The sequence below is a fragment of the Pseudomonas helvetica genome (genome assembly GCF_039908645.1).
Taxonomy (GTDB): Bacteria; Pseudomonadota; Gammaproteobacteria; order Pseudomonadales; family Pseudomonadaceae; genus Aquipseudomonas; species Aquipseudomonas helvetica.
On the sequence record NZ_CP150917.1, the window covers coordinates 5,736,699 to 5,759,976 of the forward strand.

19 protein-coding genes are annotated in these 23,278 nt (G+C 59.5%); 9 read left to right on the forward strand and 10 right to left on the reverse strand.

Annotated elements, in window-relative coordinates; translation table 11 throughout:
* Position 1: 1 nt before the first annotated feature.
* The 7 genes from AABM55_RS26555 to AABM55_RS26585 all read right to left on the reverse strand — a co-directional run bounded on the left by AABM55_RS26555 (position 2) and on the right by AABM55_RS26585 (position 9,409).
* A complete protein-coding gene (locus AABM55_RS26555) occupies positions 2–1,150 on the reverse strand; it encodes an iron-containing alcohol dehydrogenase (protein WP_347928157.1) in 1,149 nt (382 codons plus the stop codon).
* Positions 1,151–1,395: 245 nt separating this feature from the next.
* Complete coding sequence (locus AABM55_RS26560) at positions 1,396–2,220, reverse strand: ABC transporter permease (RefSeq protein WP_054594300.1); 825 nt, start codon at positions 2,218–2,220, stop codon at positions 1,396–1,398.
* 13 nt (positions 2,221–2,233) lie between these two features.
* Positions 2,234–3,481 carry an ABC transporter permease gene (locus AABM55_RS26565; RefSeq protein WP_054594301.1) on the reverse strand — a complete coding sequence of 416 codons (1,248 nt, stop codon included), beginning with the start codon at positions 3,479–3,481 and terminating at the stop codon, positions 2,234–2,236.
* A 195-nt stretch (positions 3,482–3,676) separates the two neighbouring features.
* Positions 3,677–4,717, reverse strand: a complete 1,041-nt coding sequence (locus tag AABM55_RS26570; RefSeq protein ID WP_054594302.1) for an ABC transporter substrate-binding protein — start codon at positions 4,715–4,717, stop codon at positions 3,677–3,679.
* A 47-nt stretch (positions 4,718–4,764) separates the two neighbouring features.
* Entirely contained in the window at positions 4,765–5,889 is a 1,125-nt protein-coding gene (locus tag AABM55_RS26575) for an ABC transporter ATP-binding protein (protein WP_054594303.1), read from the reverse strand.
* 416 nt (positions 5,890–6,305) lie between these two features.
* Positions 6,306–6,935 carry a response regulator transcription factor gene (locus AABM55_RS26580; RefSeq protein ID WP_054598191.1) on the reverse strand — a complete coding sequence of 210 codons (630 nt, stop codon included), beginning with the start codon at positions 6,933–6,935 and terminating at the stop codon, positions 6,306–6,308.
* Positions 6,936–7,018: 83 nt separating this feature from the next.
* Positions 7,019–9,409 carry a transporter substrate-binding domain-containing protein gene (locus tag AABM55_RS26585; RefSeq protein ID WP_347928158.1) on the reverse strand — a complete coding sequence of 797 codons (2,391 nt, stop codon included), beginning with the start codon at positions 9,407–9,409 and terminating at the stop codon, positions 7,019–7,021.
* Between the two features lie 74 nt (positions 9,410–9,483).
* On the opposite strand from AABM55_RS26585, the gene AABM55_RS26590 reads away from it, so the two are divergent.
* Positions 9,484–10,476, forward strand: coding sequence for an alpha/beta hydrolase family protein (locus AABM55_RS26590; protein ID WP_347928159.1), 993 nt, complete (start codon positions 9,484–9,486; stop codon positions 10,474–10,476).
* Between the two features lie 187 nt (positions 10,477–10,663).
* Here the strand turns inward: AABM55_RS26590 and AABM55_RS26595 are convergent, their stop codons facing one another.
* From AABM55_RS26595 to AABM55_RS26605, 3 genes are read right to left on the reverse strand one after another with little or no spacing between them, the layout of a single operon-like run.
* Positions 10,664–11,431 (reverse strand): DnaJ domain-containing protein, encoded by a 768-nt coding sequence (locus AABM55_RS26595; protein WP_347928160.1) that lies wholly within the window; start codon positions 11,429–11,431, stop codon positions 10,664–10,666.
* 1 nt (position 11,432) lies between these two features.
* On the reverse strand, positions 11,433–12,104 hold the full coding sequence (murU, locus tag AABM55_RS26600) for an N-acetylmuramate alpha-1-phosphate uridylyltransferase MurU (protein WP_347928161.1): 672 nt from the start codon (positions 12,102–12,104) through the stop codon (positions 11,433–11,435).
* Complete coding sequence (locus AABM55_RS26605) at positions 12,101–13,126, reverse strand: phosphotransferase (protein ID WP_347928162.1); 1,026 nt, start codon at positions 13,124–13,126, stop codon at positions 12,101–12,103. The genes murU and AABM55_RS26605 overlap by 4 nt, the downstream gene beginning before the upstream one ends.
* Positions 13,127–13,256: 130 nt before the next feature.
* Here AABM55_RS26605 and AABM55_RS26610 point away from each other — a divergent pair, with 130 nt between their 5' ends.
* The 8 genes from AABM55_RS26610 to AABM55_RS26645 all read left to right on the forward strand — a co-directional run bounded on the left by AABM55_RS26610 (position 13,257) and on the right by AABM55_RS26645 (position 23,109).
* Positions 13,257–16,058, forward strand: a complete 2,802-nt coding sequence (locus AABM55_RS26610) for an LPS-assembly protein LptD (protein ID WP_347928163.1) — start codon at positions 13,257–13,259, stop codon at positions 16,056–16,058.
* Positions 16,033–17,355 carry a peptidylprolyl isomerase SurA gene (surA, locus tag AABM55_RS26615; RefSeq protein WP_173859940.1) on the forward strand — a complete coding sequence of 441 codons (1,323 nt, stop codon included), beginning with the start codon at positions 16,033–16,035 and terminating at the stop codon, positions 17,353–17,355. The genes AABM55_RS26610 and surA overlap by 26 nt, the downstream gene beginning before the upstream one ends.
* On the forward strand, positions 17,352–18,341 hold the full coding sequence (pdxA, locus tag AABM55_RS26620; RefSeq protein ID WP_347928164.1) for a 4-hydroxythreonine-4-phosphate dehydrogenase PdxA: 990 nt from the start codon (positions 17,352–17,354) through the stop codon (positions 18,339–18,341). The genes surA and pdxA overlap by 4 nt, the downstream gene beginning before the upstream one ends.
* Positions 18,338–19,156 (forward strand): 16S rRNA (adenine(1518)-N(6)/adenine(1519)-N(6))-dimethyltransferase RsmA, encoded by an 819-nt coding sequence (rsmA, locus tag AABM55_RS26625; RefSeq protein ID WP_103319640.1) that lies wholly within the window; start codon positions 18,338–18,340, stop codon positions 19,154–19,156. The genes pdxA and rsmA overlap by 4 nt, the downstream gene beginning before the upstream one ends.
* 118 nt (positions 19,157–19,274) lie before the next feature.
* On the forward strand, positions 19,275–19,655 hold the full coding sequence (apaG, locus tag AABM55_RS26630; RefSeq protein ID WP_054594312.1) for a Co2+/Mg2+ efflux protein ApaG: 381 nt from the start codon (positions 19,275–19,277) through the stop codon (positions 19,653–19,655).
* Positions 19,655–20,536 carry a symmetrical bis(5'-nucleosyl)-tetraphosphatase gene (locus tag AABM55_RS26635; protein ID WP_054594313.1) on the forward strand — a complete coding sequence of 294 codons (882 nt, stop codon included), beginning with the start codon at positions 19,655–19,657 and terminating at the stop codon, positions 20,534–20,536. The genes apaG and AABM55_RS26635 overlap by 1 nt, the downstream gene beginning before the upstream one ends.
* Before the next feature lie 33 nt (positions 20,537–20,569).
* The gene (gene glpE, locus AABM55_RS26640) at positions 20,570–20,899 is read left to right on the forward strand and encodes a thiosulfate sulfurtransferase GlpE (protein ID WP_054594314.1); all 330 of its coding nucleotides are present in this window, start codon (positions 20,570–20,572) and stop codon (positions 20,897–20,899) included.
* Between the two features lie 287 nt (positions 20,900–21,186).
* On the forward strand, positions 21,187–23,109 hold the full coding sequence (locus tag AABM55_RS26645) for a PrkA family serine protein kinase (RefSeq protein WP_054594315.1): 1,923 nt from the start codon (positions 21,187–21,189) through the stop codon (positions 23,107–23,109).
* Positions 23,110–23,278: the final 169 nt, after the last annotated feature.

Below are 23,278 nucleotides of genomic sequence, written 5' to 3' on the forward strand. Positions count from 1 at the left end.
CCTAGTAGGCCGCTCGATAGATCTTCTCGATATCGGCGGTGCTCAATTTACGCGGGTTGTTGCGCATCAATCGCTCTATTCCTGCGGCCTCCACAGCCATCGCCGGGATTGCATCTTCTGGTATACCGAGGCTGTGCAGGCCTTGGGGGATTTCCACTGCGGCACAGAGTCGCGCCATGGCCTCGACCGCTTTATCTGCCGCCTCTTCAGCGCTCAACTGCGCCGTTTTCACCCCAAGCGCCTCGGCGATATCCTGCATACGCTCGATGCACGCCATTTTGTTCCAGGCCATGACATACGGAAGCAGCAAGGCGTTGCTGACACCGTGCGTCACGTTGAAACGTCCGCCCAGCGGATACGCCAAGGCATGCACCGCGCCGACCCCGGCGTTGCCGAACGCCATGCCGGCCATCAGGCTGGCGGTGGCCATGTCTTCACGGGCCTGCAGGTTCGAAGGATTGGTGTAGGCCTTGGGCAATGCCTTGATGATCAGCTTGATAGCGCCGATGGCCAGTGCGTCGGTGATCAGCGAGGCGTTGAGCGACAGGTAGGACTCGACAGCGTGCACCAGCGCATCGACGCCACTGGCGGCCGTCACGCTGCGCGGGCACGTCAGGGTCATTTGCGGGCTGACCAGCGCCACGTCCGGCAACAGATAATCGCTGATGATGCCTTTCTTCAGCTGCGCGACCCTGTCGGACAGTATCGCCACGTTGGTGACTTCCGAACCGGTGCCGGCGGTGGTCGGAATCGCAATCAGCGGTGGGCCTTTGCGCGGCACCTGATCGATACCAAACAAGTCTTCGAGCGCGCCGTGGTAACCGGCATAGGCTGCAACACTTTTGGCGATGTCGATGGCGCTGCCGCCGCCGAGTCCGATCAGGCCGTCATGCCCGCCTTCGCGGTAGACGCGCATGCAGTCTTCAACGATGGCGATTTCCGGGTCGGGCAACACCCGATCGAAAATCTCGTAAGTACGTCCATCCAATTGCGCCAGCGCCAGCTCCACCGTGCCGGACTTGACCAGCGCGGCATCGGTGACAATCAGTGGGTTGTCGACATCCAGACGGGTCAGCTCGGCGGCCAACTGCTCAATGGCGCCAGCACCGGTGAGCAGTTTGTGAGCAATTTTGAAAGAGGAAATACTCATGTGCGCAGCCTCTTATGAATAGGGGAGCTGGGCACAATAGTAGCTGGGGATTGGGGTTTGTCTGTTATTGCGCGAATGAAAGAGCCGGTTACTCCTAAAACCTGTGGCGAGGGAGCTTGCTCCCGCTCGGCCGCGAAGCGGTCGTAATCCGGTAATCGCGTTCCATCTGAATACTCTCGGTGGCTGATATTAGGGTCGCTTCGCGACCCAGCGGGAGCAAGCTCCCTCGCCACAAAAACAGATCCTTACACCTGTGCGGTACGCAGTTTCTCGCTGCGGCCACGTAGCCATTCCAGGGTCAGCAGCAGGAACACCGAGAAGGCGATCAGCAGCGTTGCCGCGGCGGCGATGGTCGGGCTGAGGTTTTCGCGGATGCCGCTGAACATCTGCCGTGGCAATGTCGCCTGTTGAGGGCCGGCAAGGAACAACGTGACGACCACCTCATCGAACGATGTCGCGAAGGCAAACAGCGCCCCGGAAATCACCCCCGGTGCAATCAACGGCAAGGTCACGCGGCGGAACGCCGTGAGTGGCGAAGCCCCCAGGCTGGCGGCAGCACGCACCAGGTTCTGGTTAAAGCCTTGCAACGTCGCCGATACGGTAATGATCACGAACGGCACACCCAGCACCGCATGCACGACGATCAGCGAGACAAAGCTGTTGCCGAATCCCAGCGGCGCGAAGGCCAGGTAGCTGGCCACACCGATGATCACCACCGGCACGACCATCGGCGAGATCACCAGCGCCATCACCAGCGCCTTGCCGGGGAAATCACCACGGGTCAGGCCAATCGCCGCCAGCGTGCCGAAGACCATCGCCAACACCGTCGCCGCCGGGGCGACGATCATGCTGTTCTTCAGCGAACGCATCCATTCGGCCGAGGCGAAAAAGTCCTGGTACCAGTGCAGCGAGAAACCTTGCAACGGGTAGACCAGAAAACTCCCCGAGTTGAACGACAGCGGGATGATCACCAGCACCGGCAGGATAAGGAACAACAGGATCAGCCCGCAGAGAATGCGCAAGCTGTAGAACCATACCCGTTCGATGGGCGACACATAAGGACTCAGCATTTCGATTCTCCCCTTAGCTCAAGCGCAGGCGGCTTGCGCCTACCAGCCAGCTGTAAATCAGATAGAGCACGACAGTCGCCAACAGCAGCAGCCCTCCGAGTGCGGTCGCCATGCCCCAGTTGATGCTGGTGTTGGTGTAGAAGGCGACGAAGTAACTGACCATCTGATCGTTCGGGCTGCCGAGCAGCGCCGGGGTGATGTAGTAACCAATCGCCAGGATGAACACCAACAGGCAACCCGCGCCGACACCGGCATAAGTCTGCGGGAAATACACCCGCCAGAAGCTGGCGAACGGATGGCAACCCAGGGAAATCGCCGCACGCATGTAGGTCGGCGAAATACCTTTCATCACGCTGTAGATCGGCAGAATCATGAACGGCAGCAGGATGTGCACCATCGAGATGTAAACCCCGGTGCGGTTGAACACCAGTGCCAGCGGCTTATCGATGATGCCCATCGCCATCAACGCGCTGTTGATCAGCCCGCCCGATTGCAACAAGACAATCCACGCCGCCACCCGTACCAGAATCGAGGTCCAGAACGGCAACAACACCAGAATCATCAGCAGGTTGCTTTGACGTGACGGCAGGTTGGCCAGCAGATATGCCAACGGATAGGCCAGCACCAGGCAGATCGCGGTAATGACCAGGCCCATCCAGAAGGTCCGGGCAAAGATCTCGAGGTAGATCGCCTGATCAGGGGTCGCCGGGGCAATTTCGCCGAGGTCGTCGATCCGGTGGTCGACCGCTGCCAGCAAGTAATACGGCGTGATGCTGCTGGTGTTACGGCGTACCGCTTGCCAGTAGGCCGGGTCGCCCCAACGTTCATCCAGCGCTTCGAGTGCATCTTTATAGGAGGCCGGCTCGGTTTTGAACGGCAGCGCTCGCGCGGTTTTGGTCAGCAGGCTGCGATAGCCGGCCAACTCCATATTCAGTCGCTTGGACAGATCGCCCAGGCTTTGATTTTTGCGGGCCTCAAGAAGGTCTTCGCTGGCAGCCTTGAAGACCGGATCCGCCGGCAAGCCTCGGCCATCCCAGGTCGCAATGGCAGCCACGGTGCGCGGCATCCCGCCGACCACTTCCGGGTTACTGACACTTTTGTAGAGCAGCGCCACGATCGGCACCAGAAACACCAACAACAGAAACAGCACCAACGGCGCGATCAGGGCCTGGGCCTTCCAGCGGTTGACCCGTTCGGCATGCGCAAGGCGCTGCTTCAAGGTGCGATTGGTGCCCTCGTTCAGGGGAACGGCGATGGCCATGGCGAACTCCGAAATTCTTCGATCAATCGTTAATGTGGGAGCGAGCTTTTGTGGCGAGCGAGCTTGCTCGCGCCGGGCTGCGAAGCGGCCCCAAAATTCTGTTAACAACTACCAATTTTGTGAGTGCTGCGCACTCAAGCGGGAGCAAGCTCCCTCGCCACAAAGCCCGCCCTCACAGGAGGGCGAGCCCTCTGCTTACTTCGCAGCCCACGAGTTGAAGCGCTGTTCCAGTTGCTCACCGTTGTCAGCCCAGAAGCTGACGTCGATCTGCACCTGGTTGGCGATGTTTTCCGGGGTGGTCGGCATGTCTTTCAGAATCTCTTTGGACAACAGCGGTACGGCTTGGGTATTGGCCGGGCCGTAGGCGATGTTTTCCGAGTAGGTTTTCTGCTGTTGCGGCATGACCGAGTACGCGATGAATTTCTTCGCGGCGGCGGCACGGGTTTTATCCAGGCCTTTTGGAATCGCCCAGGCATCGAAGTCGTAGATGCCGCCGTTCCATACCACTTTCAGGTTGCTTTCTTTCTGCACGGCAGCGATCCGGCCGTTATAGGCCGAGCTCATGACCACGTCGCCGGAAGCCAGGTACTGCGGCGGCTGAGCGCCGGCTTCCCACCATTGGATGCTTGGCTTGAGCTCATCGAGTTTCTTGAAGGCGCGGTCCTGACCGTCCTTGCTGGCCAGCACTTTGTAGACGTCTTTCGGCGCAACGCCGTCGGCCATCAAGGCGAATTCCAGGGTGTACTTGGCGCCTTTACGCAGGCCACGTTTGCCCGGGAATTTCTTGGTATCCCAGAAATCCACCCAACTGGTCGGAGCGCTTGCCAGTTTGTCGGCGTTGTAGGCCAACACGGTCGACCACACGAAGAAGCCCACGCCGCATGGCTGGATGGCACCCTTCACGTAGTCTTCGGACTTGCCGAACAGTGCCGGGTCAAGCGGCTCGAACATGTCTTCGTCACAACCACGGGACAGTTCTGGCGATTCAACCTCTACCAGATCCCAGGACACGCTCTTGGTGTCGACCATGGCTTTGACCTTGGCCATCTCACCGTTGTATTCACCGGCGACAATCTTGCCGTTGCCCGCGGCTTCCCACGGTGCGTAGAAGGCCTTGACCTGCGCCGCCTTGTTCGCGCCGCCAAACGACACCACGGTCAGGTCGGGGCCGGCCATTGCATGGGCCGCGCCCATCATGCCAAGTGCCAGTGCTGTGAGTTTCAGGGATCTCAACATTTATTGTTCTCTCCACGTGCGGGTTGGTGTTGGTGAAGCGGGGGCGATCAGTTCGCCTCTAGAAGTGGGTCGAGCGCGCGAACGTGTTCGACCTGCCAGCCAAGCGGTACCACGTCTCCGACCGCCAGCGCCGGATCGAGCTCGGCGATCGGCTGTTTCACGAAGAAGTCGGTCTTGCCGCAGACTTCCAGGCGAACACGGACGTGGTCGCCCAGATAGATGAATTCCGCCACCCTTCCCGAGAAGCGGTTGACGCACGATTCGCTGGAACCGTTAAGGCTCACGCGCTCCGGACGAATGGACAGCGTCACTGGCTCGCCGGTCTTGCCGACATTCACCGCCAGCGCCTCGACCTTTTCACCACGCCCCAGCTCAACCACGCAGCGGTCGCCGGTGTGGCTGTGCAAACGGCCGTTGAGACGGTTGTTTTCGCCGATAAAGTTGGCGACGAAGGTATTTTTCGGCTTTTCATAGAGTTCGCGCGGTGGCGCGATCTGCTGGATTTCGCCTTGATGGAAGACCGCCACGCGATCGGACATGGTCAGAGCTTCACCCTGGTCGTGGGTCACGTAGACCACGGTCACGCCGAGGCGCTGGTGCAGGTGCTTGATCTCCATCTGCATGTGTTCACGCAGCTGTTTATCCAGTGCACCCAGCGGTTCGTCCATCAGCACCAGTTGCGGCTCGAACACCAGCGCCCGGGCCAAGGCCACACGCTGTTGCTGACCACCGGAAAGTTGCGCCGGATAACGCTGGGCGAACGCATCGAGCTGAACCATGCTCAGCACGCGCTTGACCCGGTCACTGACGTCGCTTTTGTTCAGGCCACGAACGGTCAGCGGGAACGCGAGATTCTCGGCCACGGTCATGTGCGGGAACAATGCATAGTTCTGGAACACCATGCCGATGTCGCGCTTGTGCGGCGGCACGTTGTTGATCGCACGTCCGGCCAGCAGGATTTCGCCGGCAGTCGGCGTTTCGAAACCGGCGAGCATCATCAGACTGGTGGTCTTGCCGGAGCCGGACGGCCCGAGCAAGGTGAGGAATTCGCCTTTGCGAATCTCCAGGTTGAGGTCTTTGACGATCAGGTTCTCGCCGTCGTAGCTCTTTTGCACTCCACGAAAGCTGACCAGAACATCATTCGCTCCAGCGCTTGAATCGACCTCGCTCATACCTGCACCTTTGTATTCTTTATATGTAGGACTGCTGAGGACTAAGCCTAGTGGAGCCTGCAGACCGCGCAAATCGGGGTGCAGGAGAGAATCGCCTCAGCCGGATGGAAGGTTGGGTGTAGGGATTGCCCTACAAGGATGGCGGGATTGGGTATGTCGATAAACGATAGTGGCCAGCACCAGGCTGCAAGCCACAAAAGCCGCTGGGGTCGGGCTTTTCATCATGTCGCAAATGGACATGCCAACACGTTCCTGTAGCAGCTGGCGAAGCCTGCGTTCGGCTGTGCAGCAGTCGTAATCCGGTTAACGCGATCTGCCTGAAAGAAAGCGGTTGCAGGATTTGCGACGGCTTCGCCGCCGAACGCAGGCTTCGCCAGCTGCTACGAGTGTGTGGTGGACGCAGATCAGGGGTGGTGTCAGAGGAGCTTGTGCTCCATCGCGTACTTCACCAGTTCGGCGAGGGAGGTGATGTTGAGTTTCTGCATCAGCCGCGCCTTGTGGGTGCTGATGGTTTTGCTGCTCAACGCCAGTTGCTGGGCGATCTCATTGACGTTGGCACCCTGGGCCAAGCGCTCGAACACCGAAAACTCGCGCTCCGAGAGCAATGAATGCAGCGGCCGCGAATCCGTCAGGCCGACCTCGAAAACCATTCGGTCCGCCAGTTCCGGATCGATGTAACGCCCGCCTGCCGCGACCTTGCGAATCGCCGTCAGCAGCAACGCCGGATCGCTGTCCTTGGTGGCATAACCGGCAGCGCCGACCTTCAGTGCACGAGCCGCCATTTGCGCCTCGTCGTGCATCGACAGCACCAGGATCGCTGGCGGATTGTTCAGTGCGCGAATCCGCGGAATCGCCTCCAGCCCGTTAACCCCGGGCATGGAGATATCCAGCAACACCACCTCGCAGGGAATGTGGCGCAAGGTCTCGAGCAGTTGCTCGCCATTGCTCGCCTCCCCCACCACCAGCAAATCCTTGGCGAGGCCGATCAACTGTTTGATGCCTTCACGGACGATGGTGTGGTCTTCGGCTACCAGTACACGGATCACGCTTTTCTCCTCATTGATGGGTTGAGCGCCGTTAAAGATCGCAGCCTGCGGCAACTCCTACAGAGGGACGCCCCGATCTTTCATCAATCCAGCGGCACACATACGCACAGGGTCGTGCCCTCGCCCGGCTCACTCTCCAGCGACAACTGGCCGCCCATGATCAGCACCCGCTCACGCATGCCGACCACCCCGAAGGAAGTCGGCCTGCCTTCGGGGGCGACAAAGCCTACGCCATCATCGCTGACCGTCAGGCACAACTCGTCGCCTTCCTGCACCAGTGTCAGTTCAACAGTATGCGCCTGCGCATGGCGCATGACATTGGTCAGCGCCTCCTGAAGAATCCGGAACAGACCGATAGCCTTGGCGTCGCTGAGGGTCGGCAGGTTATCCGGCACTTGCACCAGACACGGGATCTGCGTGCGCGCTTCGAAACGTCGGGCCTGCCACTCGATGGCAGACGCGATCCCGGCATCGAGAATCGGCGGGCGCAAGGCCGTGGCCACGTCCCGTACCAGCTGGAACAGTTGAGCGATCAGGCGTTTCATGCTGTTGAGACGCTCACTCAAGCCCGGGTCGAGATCGGCGTAGGCCAGTTCGCACATCGAGGTTTCCAGCTTCAGCACCGTCAGCATCTGACCCAACTCATCGTGGACTTCCCGGGCAATCCGGGCCTTTTCCTCTTCCCGCACGCTTTCCAGGTGCGCAGACAGTTCACGCAATTGCTCGCGGGAGCTGGCCAGCTCCAGCTCGATGCGTTTGCTCTCGCTGATGTCCCAGACAATCCCGTCCCAGACGAATGCGCCATCGTCGAGCCGACGCGTGATGGCCTTGATCTCGGCCCAGCGCTCCTCGCCCTGGCGAGTGAGAATCCGGCCTTGCCACGACCAGTCACTGTCGGTGTCCAATGCGTGATCCTGGGTCTGGTGATAACTCGCCTTGTCATCCGGATGCACCAGACTGCGCAGGCCCATGTCGCGACGGCTCAAGGTTGCCGGTGAATAGCCCACCAGGCTCTCGCTGCCCTCGCTGATGTAGGCAAAGTCGATTTGCCCGGTCACCGGTGCCCGTTCCAGGCGAAAGACCAGGCCCGGCACGTTGGCGGCAATCCCCTGCAACCGGGCTTCGCTTTCCTGCAGGGCGGCCAGAGCCCGACGGCGCTCGGTAACGTCGTTGAGGTAAACGACCAGATACTCGCTGTCGCGAAACCGCAGAAAACTCAACGACACGTCGGCCGGCAAAATGCTGCCATCGGCGCGCACGCAGTTGGTTTCGAAACTTTGTGGCGCGTCTTCGCTGGCCCGGGCACTCTTCCACAGGCTCAACCAACGGTCCATGTGCAACCCGGGCTCGAAGTCGATCAGTGGCCGATCAATGACGCCACCCGGTGCATAACCGAGCATCGCCTCCGCCGCACGGTTGGCGTAACGCACATGACTGTCCCAATTGACCCAGAGGATCCCGACCGTGCTTTGATCAATCGAAAACTGCGTCAGGCGCAACGCTTCTTCGCTGGCCTCGCGCAGGGCAATGTCTTCGCGGGCTGCCAGTAAACGCTGCTCAAGGGTATGTTGCTGACGGCGCTGCCACAGCACGATGGCCATGCTGCTGAGGAACAACACAGCCAACAACAGGCAAAGGTTTTGCCAGAACCCCGGCGACTCGGTCAGGCGCGGGTATTTGGGTTGCAGCCAGCTCGCGTGCAACTGCTCAAGATCCTTGGCGGGAATCGCATGCAAGGCGCTTTCGACGATGCCGGCCAACTCCGGCCAGTCGCGGCGGGTCGCCACCCGTAGCAATTGCGGCAGGCCAATATCGCCGACCACCACCAACCCGGAGAATTCGGGTTCGATCGACAAACGGCTGAGTTGGGCTTCATCAACAACAGCGTAGCGGGCCTGTTGAGCCAGCAGCAGTTGCAGCGCCTCACGCTCCGTCGGCACGCCTTGCAAGTTGAGATTGCCGTAAGTGTTGCGTAGATAGTCGGCAATCGCACCCGGCATGCGTACAGCGACCCGCGAGAGGCTGTCGAGTTTCTCCAGTTCGATGGCACCGGCGCCCTTCTGTTCGCCAACCACCAGTTGCGGCACACGCATGTACGGGTCGCTGAATTGCCATAGACGCAAGCCGGCGGGGGTTTGGGTCATACCCGGCGCGAGGTCGACTTCACCTTCGCGCACGGCTTCTTCCAGTTGCGCGACATCAGGAAAGTGGCGCCACGAGAACTCGATATTCAGCGAGCGGGCCAGCCACTGCATCAATTCGATATTGGCTCCGGACAACCGCTGCAAGCGCCGGTCGTACTGTGCAAAAGGTGCTTGCAGTACCACACCCACGCGCAGTTCGCTGTGCTCAGCGAGCCACTGGCGCTGCTCGACGCTCAACGGCGCACCATGCGCAGGCAACGCCGGTGCCGCCCATGCCATCAAGGGAAGCCAGCAACAGCCGATAACCAACAGGCAGCGAAAACGCATCATCCGAAGTCTCACACACTGACAAATACTGACCAACCCATTAGGCTGCCGGGATTACTTCTGGCCTGGAATATCCGATGCCCCCTGTCTACCGCTTGGCACTGCCAGCATTGTGCCTGTCGCTGATCCTGCCTTGTGCCTTTTCAGCTCAGGCTGCCGCCCCGGCATCCGCTACCGCGGAAAAACCCGCCGAAGCAAAACCGGCCGAACGCCAGCCTCTGCCAGAGCGTAGCCAGGAAGAAGCCGTCGCTCTCGAACGAACGGTCCCCGCGCAAGAGCAACAGTCGTTGCAGGCCGGCAGTGACAGCTTTCTCGCGCTGTGGAAACCGGCCAATACCAGCACCCCAAAAGGTGCGGTGATTATCATCCCCGGCGCTGGAGAAACCGCTGATTGGCCTCAAGCGATCAGTCCCTTGCGGCAAAAACTACCGGATGCTGACTGGGGCAGCCTGAGTCTTACTCTGCCAGACCTGCAAAGCAATGCCCCGCAAGCGCGCGTCGTCAATGTCGCACCCGCGCCTGCCAAACCCGAGACCGGCAGCAAAGACGCCAGCACTGCGGCCCCCATCGAGCAAGTGGCCGGCGGTGAAGGAGATATCGCCGATCGCGCGGTTGCCGAGACCGGCGAAGAGCAAGCCAAGGCTGACGCCGAGCGGATCTACGCACGGATCGACGCAGCCATTGCGTTCGCCGAACAACAAAATGCTCGCAGCATCGTCTTGCTCGGTCACGGTACAGGGGCTTATTGGGCCGCGCGCTACCTGAGCGAAAAACAACCGTCGCAAGTCGCGAAATTCGTGATGGTCGCCGCGCAGACACCCGTGACAGTGAAACCCGGACTGGCGGAGTTGACCACCACCTTGAAGCTGGCGACCTTTGACATCTACTACAAGGACAAGGCGCTGGTGCAGAGCGCTGCCCTGGAGCGTTTGCAGGCCAGCAAACGCCTGAAGGCCTCGACGTTCAATCAGCTGGCGCTCAAGACTTTGCCAGGTAACAGCGCTGCCGAGCAGGAACAATTGTTCCGCCGTGTGCGCGGCTGGTTGAATCCGCAGAACACCGGGAGTTGATCGGCGGATACAGATTTATCGTCTGACCTATAACTGTGGCGAGGGAGCTTGCTCCCGCTCGACTGCGCAGCCGTCGCAAACTCTGCGCATTGGGTATCCCTGACGGAATGCGGTGGTCGTTTTGGGGCCGCTTCGCGCCCCAGCGGGAGCAAGCTCCCTCGCCACAGGGTTTTCCCTCCATTAGCCGTTAACGAAAATCCCGCCGCTCGCGTATCAACTTATAGGCGTTGTGCAACTCTCGGGTTTTGTCAGTCGCTTCGCGCACCTGGGAAGGAGTCGCCCCTGTGCCGGCAATCTTGTCCGGGTGATGGCGACTGAGCAAACGTCGATACGCACGCTTGATTTGCGACGGCTCACTGGTGGCTGACACCCCGAGCACCCGCAGCGCCTCCTGATAAGCCGCGGCACTGTTTACCAGTGTTTTTTTGTGCGGCTCGTAATCACTGGCCAGGGCATGCACCTGCTCCGGCGTCCACCCCAGCCACTTGCCCCACTGCAAAACCAGCTCAAACTCCGCGCTTCCGGCACGCCCGTCGGCCCAGACCATCCGCCAACAGGCGCGCAACACACCTTCGGCGGCATGCGGCTGCGCGCTTAAACGGCGCAGGTAGCTGCGCAAGTGATCATGCCCCGACTTGCCACGATTGAACGCCGCGATTGCACGTTTCTGCGCCGATTCGCTCATGTCCAGCGAACGCATTTCCTGACGCGCCTGGTGGATATGACCATCCACCACCCGGCCATCGCTCTTGGCCAGGCGTCCCAGCAATACAAACAGTAATTCATCGTTACGCAACATCGGCCGACCGCCGAGTCGCTCACGCAACTGCCCGAGGCTTTGCACCTGCAAGCGCCGATCCAGCGCCTGCCCCAACAATGCACCGAGTATGGCCCCCGGAATGCTGGCTATCGCAAAGCCCGCTCCGGCTCCGATCAGAGTCCCTGGCCACAACATATCAGTAGCTCGCTTCTATCAAGTGTTCGACCTGCGCCAGACGCTCATGCGTGCCGACATCGATCCAGTGCCCACGCAGTTGCTCGCCACTCACCTGCCCTTGCGCCATGGCGTCGCGCAACAACGGAGCCAGTTTGAAGGCGCCGTCCACGCACGCCGCGAAGAGCTTCGGATGCAGCACCGCGATGCCACTGTAGGTGAGCGTTTGCGTACCTGGCTGACCGTCCCGCACTTGACCATCGACCAGACTGAAATCGCCGCTCGGGTGATGGTCCGGGTTGTCGACCAGTACCAGATGGGCCAGGCCCGCCATCGGCTGACGCAATGCCGTGAAGTCGTAATCGGTCCAGATATCACCGTTGACCACCACAAAGGCCTCATCACCGAGGAGCGGCAAGGCACGGAAGATCCCGCCGCCCGTCTCCAGCGGTTCACCTTCCGACGAGTACTGGATGCTCAGGCCATAGCGCGATCCATCGCCCAGGTAATCTTCGATCTGCTGTCCCAGCCAGGCGTGATTGATCACCACCTCGCTGAAACCTGCCGCCGCCAGCGCTCGCAGGTGGTACTCGATCAGCGGCACCCCGCCAACGCGCACCAGCGGCTTGGGTGTGGTCAGGGTCAGTGGGCGCATGCGTTCGCCTTTACCGGCCGCCAGAATCATTGCCTTCATGCAGTCACTCCGACCGACTGGCGCAGACTGGCCAGCAACACATCCAGTTCCACCAGCTCAGGACGACGAGCAATCACTGCTTCTATATAAGCAAAGAAGCGCGGCACATCGCCGAGGTAACGCGGCTTGCCGTCGCGGTGGCAGATGCGGGCAAAAATGCCGATCACTTTCAGGTGACGCTGCACACCCATCAGGTCGCTGGCGCGCAGGAAGTCTTCGAAATCAGGCTGAACCGGAATACCGAGAGCCCCCGCTTGCTGCCAGTAGTTCGCCAGCCAAGCACGCACACGCTCCTCGGGCCAGCTGAGGAAGGCGTCCTTGAACAGGCACGTCACGTCATAAGTCACCGGCCCGTACACCGCGTCCTGGAAATCCAGCACGCCGGGGTTAGGCTCGCTGAGCATCAGATTGCGTGGCATGTAGTCGCGATGCACCAGCACTTTCGGTTGGGCCAGGGCACTGTCGATCAGCTTGTCGCTGACTTGTTGCCAGAGCATTTGCTGCGCCGAATCGAACTCGATGCCCAGCTCGCGCTTCACATACCACTCGGGGAACAGTTCCAGTTCGCGGCGCAACAGTGCCACGTCATAGCTGGGCAGTGGCGCATCCATCGGCAACTGCTGAAAAGCCAGCAACGCTTGCAAGGCATCCTTGAACAAATCGTCGGCATTTTCGTTGTCGATCACGTCCAGATAGGTCTTATTGCCCAAGTCATTGAGCAAAAGAAAACCGCGTTCAAGATCTTGTGCGTAGATTTTTGGCACGTTAATTCCGGATTTCGCCAGTAAAAAGGCGATATCCACGAACGGTTTGCAGTTTTCCTGGGGCGGTGGAGCATCCATCACGACGAAGCTTCTACCATCACCTTCCCAACGGAAGTAACGGCGGAAACTCGCGTCGCTGCTGGCCGCGGTCAATGTGGCCGGGGGGACGGCGCCCCATCCTTGCTCGGCAAACAGCGTTGCCAATTGCTCATCGAGCCAAACTTTCAGGTGTTGCAAGCGTACATCTTGGTCAGGCATTACAAGGGTCTCCGACGGCGCTAGCCGTCAAGCGGGTCATGCTTTATTATCCAGCATCTTTTTCAGACCATCGAGAGGCGTGCGGCCCACACCGCGGGCAGATGGCACGCAGGAAGCCCGGACTAATAAGATGGCATTGAAATCCCCCGCGTTTCGTAAAAAATTTCCGTTGTTGGTCACCGGCAGTTTGCTGGCCCTGCAACCTCTAGCCACTTCGTTCGTGGTCGCCGCGGAACAGTATGACTGCTCAGTCTCTGCTTCGGGTGCCTGGGACTGCGCGCCAAAAGCCAACGCAGCCCAATTGCCACCGCGCCCTGTACATGAAGGCAGCGCAGTCAGTTCGGGCAACGAGTCAACGGCCGAGAGCAGCACTGCAGGTGGCGAAACCGCCAACAAGCCTGTGCTGGTCACCGAAGCCAAGGGCCGCGCCCTGAAGTCGCGTAGCGCCGACTACAGCCACCTCGACTGGGTCCCGCGTGAGAAGCTCACCGCTGCCCAATTGGCTGAAACAGGTCCTTATTGCTCTGGTTCCTATATCGAACCAATTCGTCCTGGCATGAATGACACGACGAATAAAAGTGACGCCCCGACCTTTATCGGCGCCAAAGCCTCCCGCTATCAGCAGGAAGAACAGGTGGCGACCCTCGCCGGTGACGTGGTCATGCGCCAGGGCAGCATGCAGGTCGAGGCCGATGAGGCCAGCCTCCATCAAGCCGAAAACCGTGGCGAGCTGAGCGGTAACGTTCGCCTGCGCGATAACGGAGCCCTGATCGTCGGCGACCACGCTGACGTACAGCTCGATACCGGTGAAGCCCAAGTCGACAACGCCGAATACGTGATGCACAAATCCCGTGTTCGCGGCAGCGCGCTGTATGCGAAACGCGCCGAGAACGCGATCATCCGCCTCAAGGATGGTACGTACACCACGTGCGAACCGAACAGCAACGCCTGGCAGCTCAAGGGCAACAACATCACCTTGAACCCGGCGACCGGTTTCGGTACCGGGACCAACGTGACACTGCGGGTCAAGGACATTCCGGTGTTCTACACCCCGTATATCTATTTCCCGATAGATAACCGTCGCCAGTCCGGCTTCCTGCCGCCAAGCTTCAGCACCAGCACCAAAACCGGCTTCATGCTGGTCACACCGTACTACTTCAACCTGGCACCGAACTACGATGCCACGGTGTACCCGCGCTATATGAGCAAGCGCGGCCTGTTGATGGAAGGCGAGTTCCGCTACCTGACCAAGTCCAGCGAAGGTCAGTTCGGCGCCGCGTACCTCAACGATGATGACACTGAACGCAAGTTGCAGTCCGACTACGAAAAAACCCGCTACATGCTCAACTGGCAGCACAAAGGCGGGCTGGATTCGCGGATAATGACCGAGGTCGACTACACCAAAATCAGTGACCCGTATTACTTCCAGGATCTGCAATCCGATCAGATAGGCGTTCAAAGCCGCGACTTCGTGAATCAGCAAGGTGCGGTCACCTACCGTGGCGATACCTATACCGCCCGTGTGAATGCTCAGGCATATCAGCTGGCAACGATCGCCAACATTACGCCGTACAACCGCCTGCCGCAGATCACCTTCAATGGTTACCTGCCGCAACATCCTGGCGGCCTGGACATGACCTACAACACCGAGTTGGTGCGGTTTGACCGGAACCTGAGAACCGGCAACTTCTCTGACGAAAATGGTCTCCAGTCACCTTTCCTGGATACCAAAGTCTTCGGCTTGGCACGCGCCAACGGCAATCGCCTGAATGCGGCACCAAGTATCAGTCTTCCGCTCAACACGACCTATGGATTCCTGAAACCAACGCTCAAGTATCAGTACACTCAGTACGACCTTGATCTGGATAGCCAAGGTAAAAACGATATAGCCCTCCAAGGCACGGAAGGAGATCGCCTGAACGGCACCTTCAGCCGCAATCAGAGCCGCGGCGTGCCTATCGCGAGCATCGACAGCGGCCTGTACTTCGACCGTAACACCCAATGGTTCGGCAAGAACTATCGCCAGACCCTGGAACCTCGCCTGTACTATCTTTATGTACCCGAGAAAGACCAGTCTGACATCCCGATTTTCGACACCAGCGAAAGCACGTTCAACTACGCGTCGCTGTTCCGCGATAACCGCTTCACCGGCTCCGACCGTGTCGGTGACGAAAACAAACTGTCGCTGGGCGTGACCAACCGCTGGATCGAAGACAACGGTTTCGAACGTCAACGCATCAGCGTTGGCCAGGCCATGTACTTCAAGGACCGCGAAGTCCAGTTGCCAGGCATCGATGCAAGAACCCGTGCCGATGCGCACTCCAACGTCTCGCCGTATGCCCTGGAATACGAATATCGCTGGAACCGCGATTGGCGGACCACGGCTGATTACAACTGGGACCCGGACAGCCGCAAACCTCGCTCGGGTAGCGCGATGTTCCACTACCAGCCGGAAGACAATCCGAACAAAGTCATCAACGCAGGTTATCGCTATCGCAATGATCAGGTCCGTTATGACCAGACCACTGGTAAGTGGACTGTGGGTGGCGGTGACTATGGCACCCCTGGCACGCCTGGTTTCGTGAAGGATTACTACAAGATCAAACAGCACGACTTCTCGGTTATCTGGCCAGTCGTGCCGCAATGGAATGCCATCAGCCGCTGGCAGTACGACTACAACCGTAATCGCACCCTGGAAGCCTTCGGTGGTTTCGAGTACGACAACTGCTGCTGGAAACTGCGCCTGATCAACCGTTACTGGGTGTCATATGACGAGTTCAGTCAAGAAGCCCCGCAAAACGAAAAAGGCGACCATGGCGTCTTCCTCCAAATTGTCCTGAAAGGTCTCGGTGGCGTTACTGGCACCAAGGTAGAGAGCTTCCTCGACAAAGGCATTCAAGGTTATCGTGAACGTGAAGACCAAGCTTTCTGATTGTCTGCGCCCGCTGCTGCTGGGCGCGCTGTTCCTGGGTACCGCGGCTAACGCCGCGGTACAGTCCATCGACAAAGTGGTGGCTATCGTCGACAACGACGTGGTCATGCAGAGCCAGCTGGACCAGCGGGTTCATGAAGTTCAGCAAACCATTGCCAAGCGCGGTGGCGGCACACCACCAACCAGCGTGCTGGAACAGCAGGTGCTCGAACGCCTGATCGTCGAAAACCTGCAACTGCAGATTGGCGAACGCTCCGGCATCCGCATTAGCGATGAAGAACTGAACCAGGCTGTCGGCACCATTGCCCAGCGCAACAACATGACTGTGGATCAGTTCCGTGCGGCACTGACTCACGACGGCCTGTCTTACGACGACGCTCGTGACCAGATCCGTCGCGAGATGATCATCAGCCGTGTTCGTCAGCGTCGTGTGGCCGAACGGATTCAGGTGTCCGAACAGGAAGTGAAAAACTTCCTCGCCTCCGACCTGGGCAAAGTGCAACTCTCTGAAGAACTGCACCTGGCCAACATCCTGATCCCGACACCGGAAAGCGCCAATTCGGAAGCGATTCAGAACGCTGCGCGCCAGGCTATGGAGATCTATCAGCAACTCAAGCAGGGTGCTGACTTCTCTCAACTGGCCATCGCCAAATCCGCGAGCGACAACGCACTGGAAGGTGGCGACATGGGCTGGCGTAAAGCCGCTCAACTGCCACCTCCGTTCGACCGCGAGCTGAGCGCCATGTCAGTGGGCGATGTCACCCAACCGGCACGTACACCGGGCGGTTTCATCATCCTCAAAGTGTTGGAAAAACGCGGCGGCGGCAATCAGGTGCGTGACGAAGTACACGTTCGCCATATTCTGGTCAAACCGAGCCCGATCCGCGACGAAGAAAAAACCAAGGCTCTGGCTCAATCGCTCTACACCCGTATTTCTGCGGGTGAAGACTTCGCTGAACTGGCGAAAAGCTATTCGGAAGACCCGGGTTCTGCCCTTAACGGCGGCGACCTCAACTGGATCGACCCGAACGCGCTGGTGCCGGAATTCCGCGAAGTCATGGCCAAGACCCAACAAGGTCAGCTGTCCAAGCCGTTCAAGACTCAATATGGCTGGCACGTTCTGGAAGTCCTTGGCCGCCGCGCCACCGACAGCACCAGCCAGGCCCGTGAACAGCAGGCCATGACCGTACTGCGTAACCGCAAATACGACGAAGAGCTGCAAACCTGGTTGCGTCAGATCCGTGACGAAGCCTACGTTGAAATCAAGCTCCCTGGCGTCGACCAGGCGGCGAAGTGAACCCCAAGCGTTTTGCGCTGACACCCGGCGAGCCGGCCGGCATAGGTCCTGACCTGTGCCTGCTACTCGCCTCGCAAGCCCAGCCACATCCCCTGATTGCCATTACCAGCCGCGACCTGCTCCTTGAGCGGGCCGCGCAGCTGGGCGTGGTTGTCGATTTGCTGCCGGTAACACCGGCCAGCTGGCCGGACGTTCCGGCGCCGGCCAACAGCCTGTATGTCTGGGATACTCCGCTCAGCGCACCGGTTACCGCCGGACAACTGGACAAGGCCAATGCCGCCTTTGTCCTGGAAACCCTGACTCGCGCAGGCCAAGGCTGCCTGGACGGGCACTTCGCCGGGATGATCACCGCCCCTGTGCACAAAGGCGTGATCAATGAGTCGGGCATCGCCTTCTCCGGCCACACCGAGTTCCTCGCAGACCTGACTCACACCCCCCAAGTGGTGATGATGCTTGCCACTCGCGGCTTACGGGTCGCGCTGGTTACCACGCACCTGCCGTTGCGGGAGATTGCCGATGCAATCACCCCAGAGCGCCTGGAGCGGGTCACACGGATTCTGCACACCGACCTGCAACAAAAGTTCGGCATCGCCCGGCCACGCATCCTCGTTTGCGGACTCAACCCGCATGCCGGCGAAGGCGGACACCTGGGCCACGAAGAAATCGACATCATTGAACCAACCCTGGAGCGTCTGCGCGCTGAAGGCATGGACCTGCGTGGCCCCCTGCCCGCCGACACTCTGTTTACCCCCAAATATCTGGAGCACTGCGACGCGGTGCTGGCGATGTACCACGACCAGGGCCTGCCTGTGCTGAAATACAAAGGCTTCGGCGCGGCAGTCAACGTGACCCTCGGCTTGCCGATCATCCGCACTTCAGTCGACCACGGCACCGCCCTGGACCTGGCTGGCAGCGGAAAAATCGACACCGGCAGCCTGCAAGTCGCCCTGGAAACCGCCTACCAGATGGCCGAGACCCGTTTATGACCGAGCATTACCAACACCGGGCGCGCAAGCGTTTCGGCCAGAACTTCCTGCACGATGCTGGCGTTATCGACCGCATCCTGCGCTCCATTCATGCCAAGCCCGATGACCGTCTGCTGGAAATCGGCCCGGGCCAGGGCGCGCTCACCGAAGGCCTGCTCAATAGCGGCGCCCAACTGGACGTGGTTGAACTGGACAAGGACCTGATCCCGATCCTCAACCAGCAATTCGCCGGCAAGAGTAATTTCAACCTGCACCAGGGCGATGCACTGAAGTTCGACTTCAACAGCTTGAATGCCGCACCCAACAGCCTGCGCGTCGTCGGTAACCTGCCATACAACATCTCCACGCCGCTGATTTTCCACCTGCTGAACAACGCAGGCATCATCCGCGACATGCACTTCATGCTGCAAAAGGAAGTGGTCGAGCGTCTGGCGGCAGGTCCTGGCGGTGGCGATTGGGGTCGCCTGTCGATCATGGTTCAGTACCACTGCCGAGTCGAACACTTGTTCAACGTCGGCCCTGGCGCCTTCAACCCGCCACCAAAAGTCGACTCGGCGATCGTCCGCCTGGTACCGCACGCCGTGCTGCCGCACCCGGCCAAAGACCATCGCTTGCTGGAGCGCGTCGTTCGCGAAGCCTTCAACCAGCGCCGCAAGACCCTGCGCAACACCCTCAAGGCCCTGCTGAGCAATGCTGAAATCGAAGCCGCCGGCGTCGATGGCAGCCTGCGTCCCGAGCAGCTCGATCTGGCGGCCTTCGTCCGTCTGGCTGACAAGCTCAGCGAGCAAGTCGCCGAGCAGCCTGCCGACATCTGACAGGTCAGAAGCGTTATCGGGTAGGACACCAGCCTTCCAGTCTGGTTTACTACCCGGTACCTGGCCTAGACTGACCTCAATCAGTTACGCGCCCCGCTTAGCTTTTAAGGCCTCTTGCATGTCCGATCCTCGCTATCAGGTCGACGTCAGCGTCGTCACCCGCTATCTGGCAGAACAATCGCAACCCGAGCAGAACCGCTTTGCCTTTGCGTACACCATTACCGTACATAACAACGGCCTGCTACCGGCCAGGTTGCTCTCGCGGCACTGGGTAATTACCGATGGCGACGGCCATGTCGAAGAGGTTCGCGGCGCAGGCGTGGTGGGTCAGCAACCGCTGATCGATGTCGGCCAGAGCCACACCTACAGCAGCGGCACCGTGATGACTACCCGCGTTGGCAACATGCAGGGGACTTATCAAATGCTCGCTGAAGACGGTAAACACTTCGACGCTATCATCGCGCCATTCCGCCTGGCGGTGCCCGGAGCCCTGCACTGATGGCGACGTACGCCGTCGGCGACCTGCAAGGCTGCCTTGAGCCCCTGCAATGCCTGCTCAAGCGGGTTGCCTTCGACCCTGCAACGGATCATCTGTGGCTGGTCGGCGACCTGGTCAACCGCGGCCCGCAATCGCTGGAAACCCTGCGCTTTCTCTATGGCATCCGCGAATCGCTGGTGTGCGTACTGGGCAACCATGACCTGCACTTGCTGGCTGCCGGCTACAACATCGAACGCTTGCGCAAAGCCGACACCCTGCGTGAAATCCTCGAAGCCCCGGATCGCGAGGACCTGCTTGAGTGGCTGCGCCAGCAAAAGCTCATGCACTACGACGAACAACGCGATATTGCCTTGGTCCATGCCGGTATACCGCCGCAGTGGTCCCTGCGCAAAGCCTTGAAGTGCGCCGCCGAAGTCGAAGAAGCATTACGTGACGACAACCGCATCGCGCCCTACCTCGATGGCATGTATGGCAACGAACCGCTTAAGTGGGACGGCGACCTTAAAGGTGCTGCCCGCCTGCGGGTGATCACCAACTACTTCACTCGCATGCGTTTTTGCACCAGCGACGGCAAGCTAGATCTCAAGAGCAAGGAAGGCCTCGATAGCGCGCTACCCGGTTACGCCCCCTGGTTCTCACACCAGCAACGCAAGACCCGCGGAAAGAAGATCATTTTCGGCCACTGGGCCGCGCTCGAAGGTAAATGTAATGAACCGGGCATCTTCGCCCTGGACAGTGGTTGTGTCTGGGGTGGCTCGATGACCTTGATGAACGTTGATACCGGCGAGCGCCTGCATTGCAAATGCGATGCCCAGGGCCACACCTTGCCGTATGTCCCCCCAACGACCCCCGAACTATTGTCGGCCAGCGCCAAGCGCTAGGCTGCGCTTTCAGTCAGGCCACAGGAGCCCGCCATGAGCGAATTCAAACGCATCCCCCCAGAACAAGCCCAGGCATTGCGCGAACAAGGCGCGGTGGTAGTCGATGTCCGCGATCCGGCAACTTTCGCCGCACTGCACATCAGCGGATCGAAGCATCTGGATAATCATTCCCTGCACGCATTCATCACCGCCGCCGACCTCGACGCACCGACCGTAGTGGTTTGCTATCACGGTAATTCCAGCCAGGGCGCTGCGGCATATCTGGTCAGCCAGGGCTTTTCCGACGTCTACAGCATGGACGGTGGATTCGAGCTTTGGCGTACGATTTATCCCTCGGAAACAGCGCAAGGCACTGCCGAATAATTTTTTTCACACGCTCCAGCCCACGCCCGCCGTGGGCTGACGAACGGTAGTCATAACAAAACTACGCATTGCCCCCCTTACCTTGCAGATTCCGAACTATCCTTAGCCTCAGGCCATCCAAAACAGGGGAGAGCCGGTACACCGGCGCACGGATCATCGGGAGTAGCTTTCAGGGTTGATAGCTTTGAAGGTGTTCAGGGGGGTAAAAGGCAACTGCACTTTCAGTTGCTTGCCAGCATCCACTGATTGATCCGACGTCGGCTCCACGTATCGAGCGAGGTGACGTCATGAGTATCTTTAGCCACTTCCAACAACGCTTCGAGTCCACACGGCAGGAAGAGCTCACTCTGCAGGAGTATCTCGAACTGTGCAAAAAGGACCGTAGCGCCTACGCGTCCGCCGCCGAGCGACTACTGCTGGCCATCGGCGAACCGGAGTTGCTCGACACCTCGACCAATTCGAGACTGTCGCGCATCTTTTCCAACAAGGTGATCCGTCGGTATCCGGCCTTTGAAGACTTCCACGGGATGGAAGAATGCATCGACCAGATCGTCTCCTACTTCCGCCACGCAGCTCAGGGCCTGGAAGAGAAGAAACAGATCCTCTACCTGCTCGGCCCCGTCGGTGGCGGTAAGTCATCCCTGGCCGAGAAGCTGAAACAGCTGATCGAAAAAGTGCCCTTCTATGCCATCAAGGGCTCTCCGGTGTTCGAGTCTCCGCTGGGGCTGTTCAACGCCACCGAAGACGGCGCAATCCTCGAAGAGGATTTCGGCATTCCGCGGCGCTACCTGAACACCATCATGTCGCCTTGGGCGACCAAACGCCTGGCCGAATTCGGAGGCGATATCAGCCAGTTCCGGGTGGTCAAACTCTACCCGTCGATCCTCAATCAGATCGCCGTGGCCAAGACCGAACCAGGTGACGAAAACAACCAGGACATCTCGGCGCTGGTGGGCAAGGTCGATATTCGCAAACTGGAAGAGTTCCCGCAGAACGACGCCGACGCCTATAGCTACTCGGGCGCACTTTGCCGCTCCAACCAGGGCCTGATGGAATTCGTCGAAATGTTCAAGGCACCAATCAAGGTGCTGCACCCATTGCTGACCGCCACCCAGGAAGGCAACTACAACAGTACCGAAGGCCTGGGCGCGATTCCGTTCACCGGGATCCTGCTCGCGCACTCCAACGAATCGGAGTGGCACACCTTCCGCAACAACAAGAACAACGAAGCCTTCATCGACCGGATCTACATCGTCAAAGTACCGTATTGCCTGCGGGTCAGTGACGAAGTGAAGATCTACGACAAGCTGCTGTTCAACAGCTCCCTGGCCAAGGCCCACTGCGCACCCGACACCCTGAAGATGCTCGCTCAGTTCACGGTGCTCTCGCGCCTCAAAGAGCCGGAAAACTCGAACATCTACTCAAAAATGCGCGTGTATGACGGTGAAAACCTCAAGGACACCGATCCGAAGGCCAAGTCGATCCAGGAATACCGCGACACCGCGGGCGTTGACGAAGGCATGAACGGTCTTTCGACCCGGTTTGCCTTCAAGATCCTGTCGAAAGTCTTCAACTTCGACCCGCATGAAATCGCCGCCAACCCGGTGCATCTGCTCTATGTGCTGGAACAACAGATCGAACAGGAACAGTTCCAGGCGGAAACCCGCGAGCGCTATCTGCGCTTCCTGAAAGAGTACCTGGCGCCGCGTTATATCGAGTTCATCGGCAAGGAAATCCAGACCGCCTACCTGGAGTCCTACAGCGAATACGGGCAAAACATCTTCGACCGCTATGTGCTCTACGCGGACTTCTGGATTCAGGATCAGGAATACCGCGATCCGGAAACCGGCGAGATCCTCAACCGCGTAGCCCTCAACGAAGAGCTGGAGAAAATCGAGAAACCGGCGGGTATCAGCAATCCGAAGGATTTCCGCAACGAAATCGTCAACTTCGTCCTGCGTGCCCGGGCCAACAACAACGGCAAGAATCCGACCTGGCTCAGCTACGAGAAGCTGCGGGTGGTCATCGAGAAAAAAATGTTCTCGAACACCGAGGATCTGCTGCCGGTCATCAGTTTCAACGCCAAGGCCAGCAAAGAGGACCAGCAGAAACACAACGACTTCGTTACACGGATGGTCGAGCGCGGCTACACCGACAAACAGGTACGACTGCTTTCCGAGTGGTACCTGCGGGTCAGGAAATCGCAGTAATACGCTGCCGGTCAGACCGGTTGTCGTTAGCCCGAAGCCTGCATGACAAATTTCTGTTACACAGGTTTCAGGAAGGTGTTTGGAAATCGGCAGCGAAGTCCAGGCAACGCGCAGGTGGTACGGGAGGCGCAAGATCGCGCCTCCTGCCCCGCGCCCATTACCGCCAGAC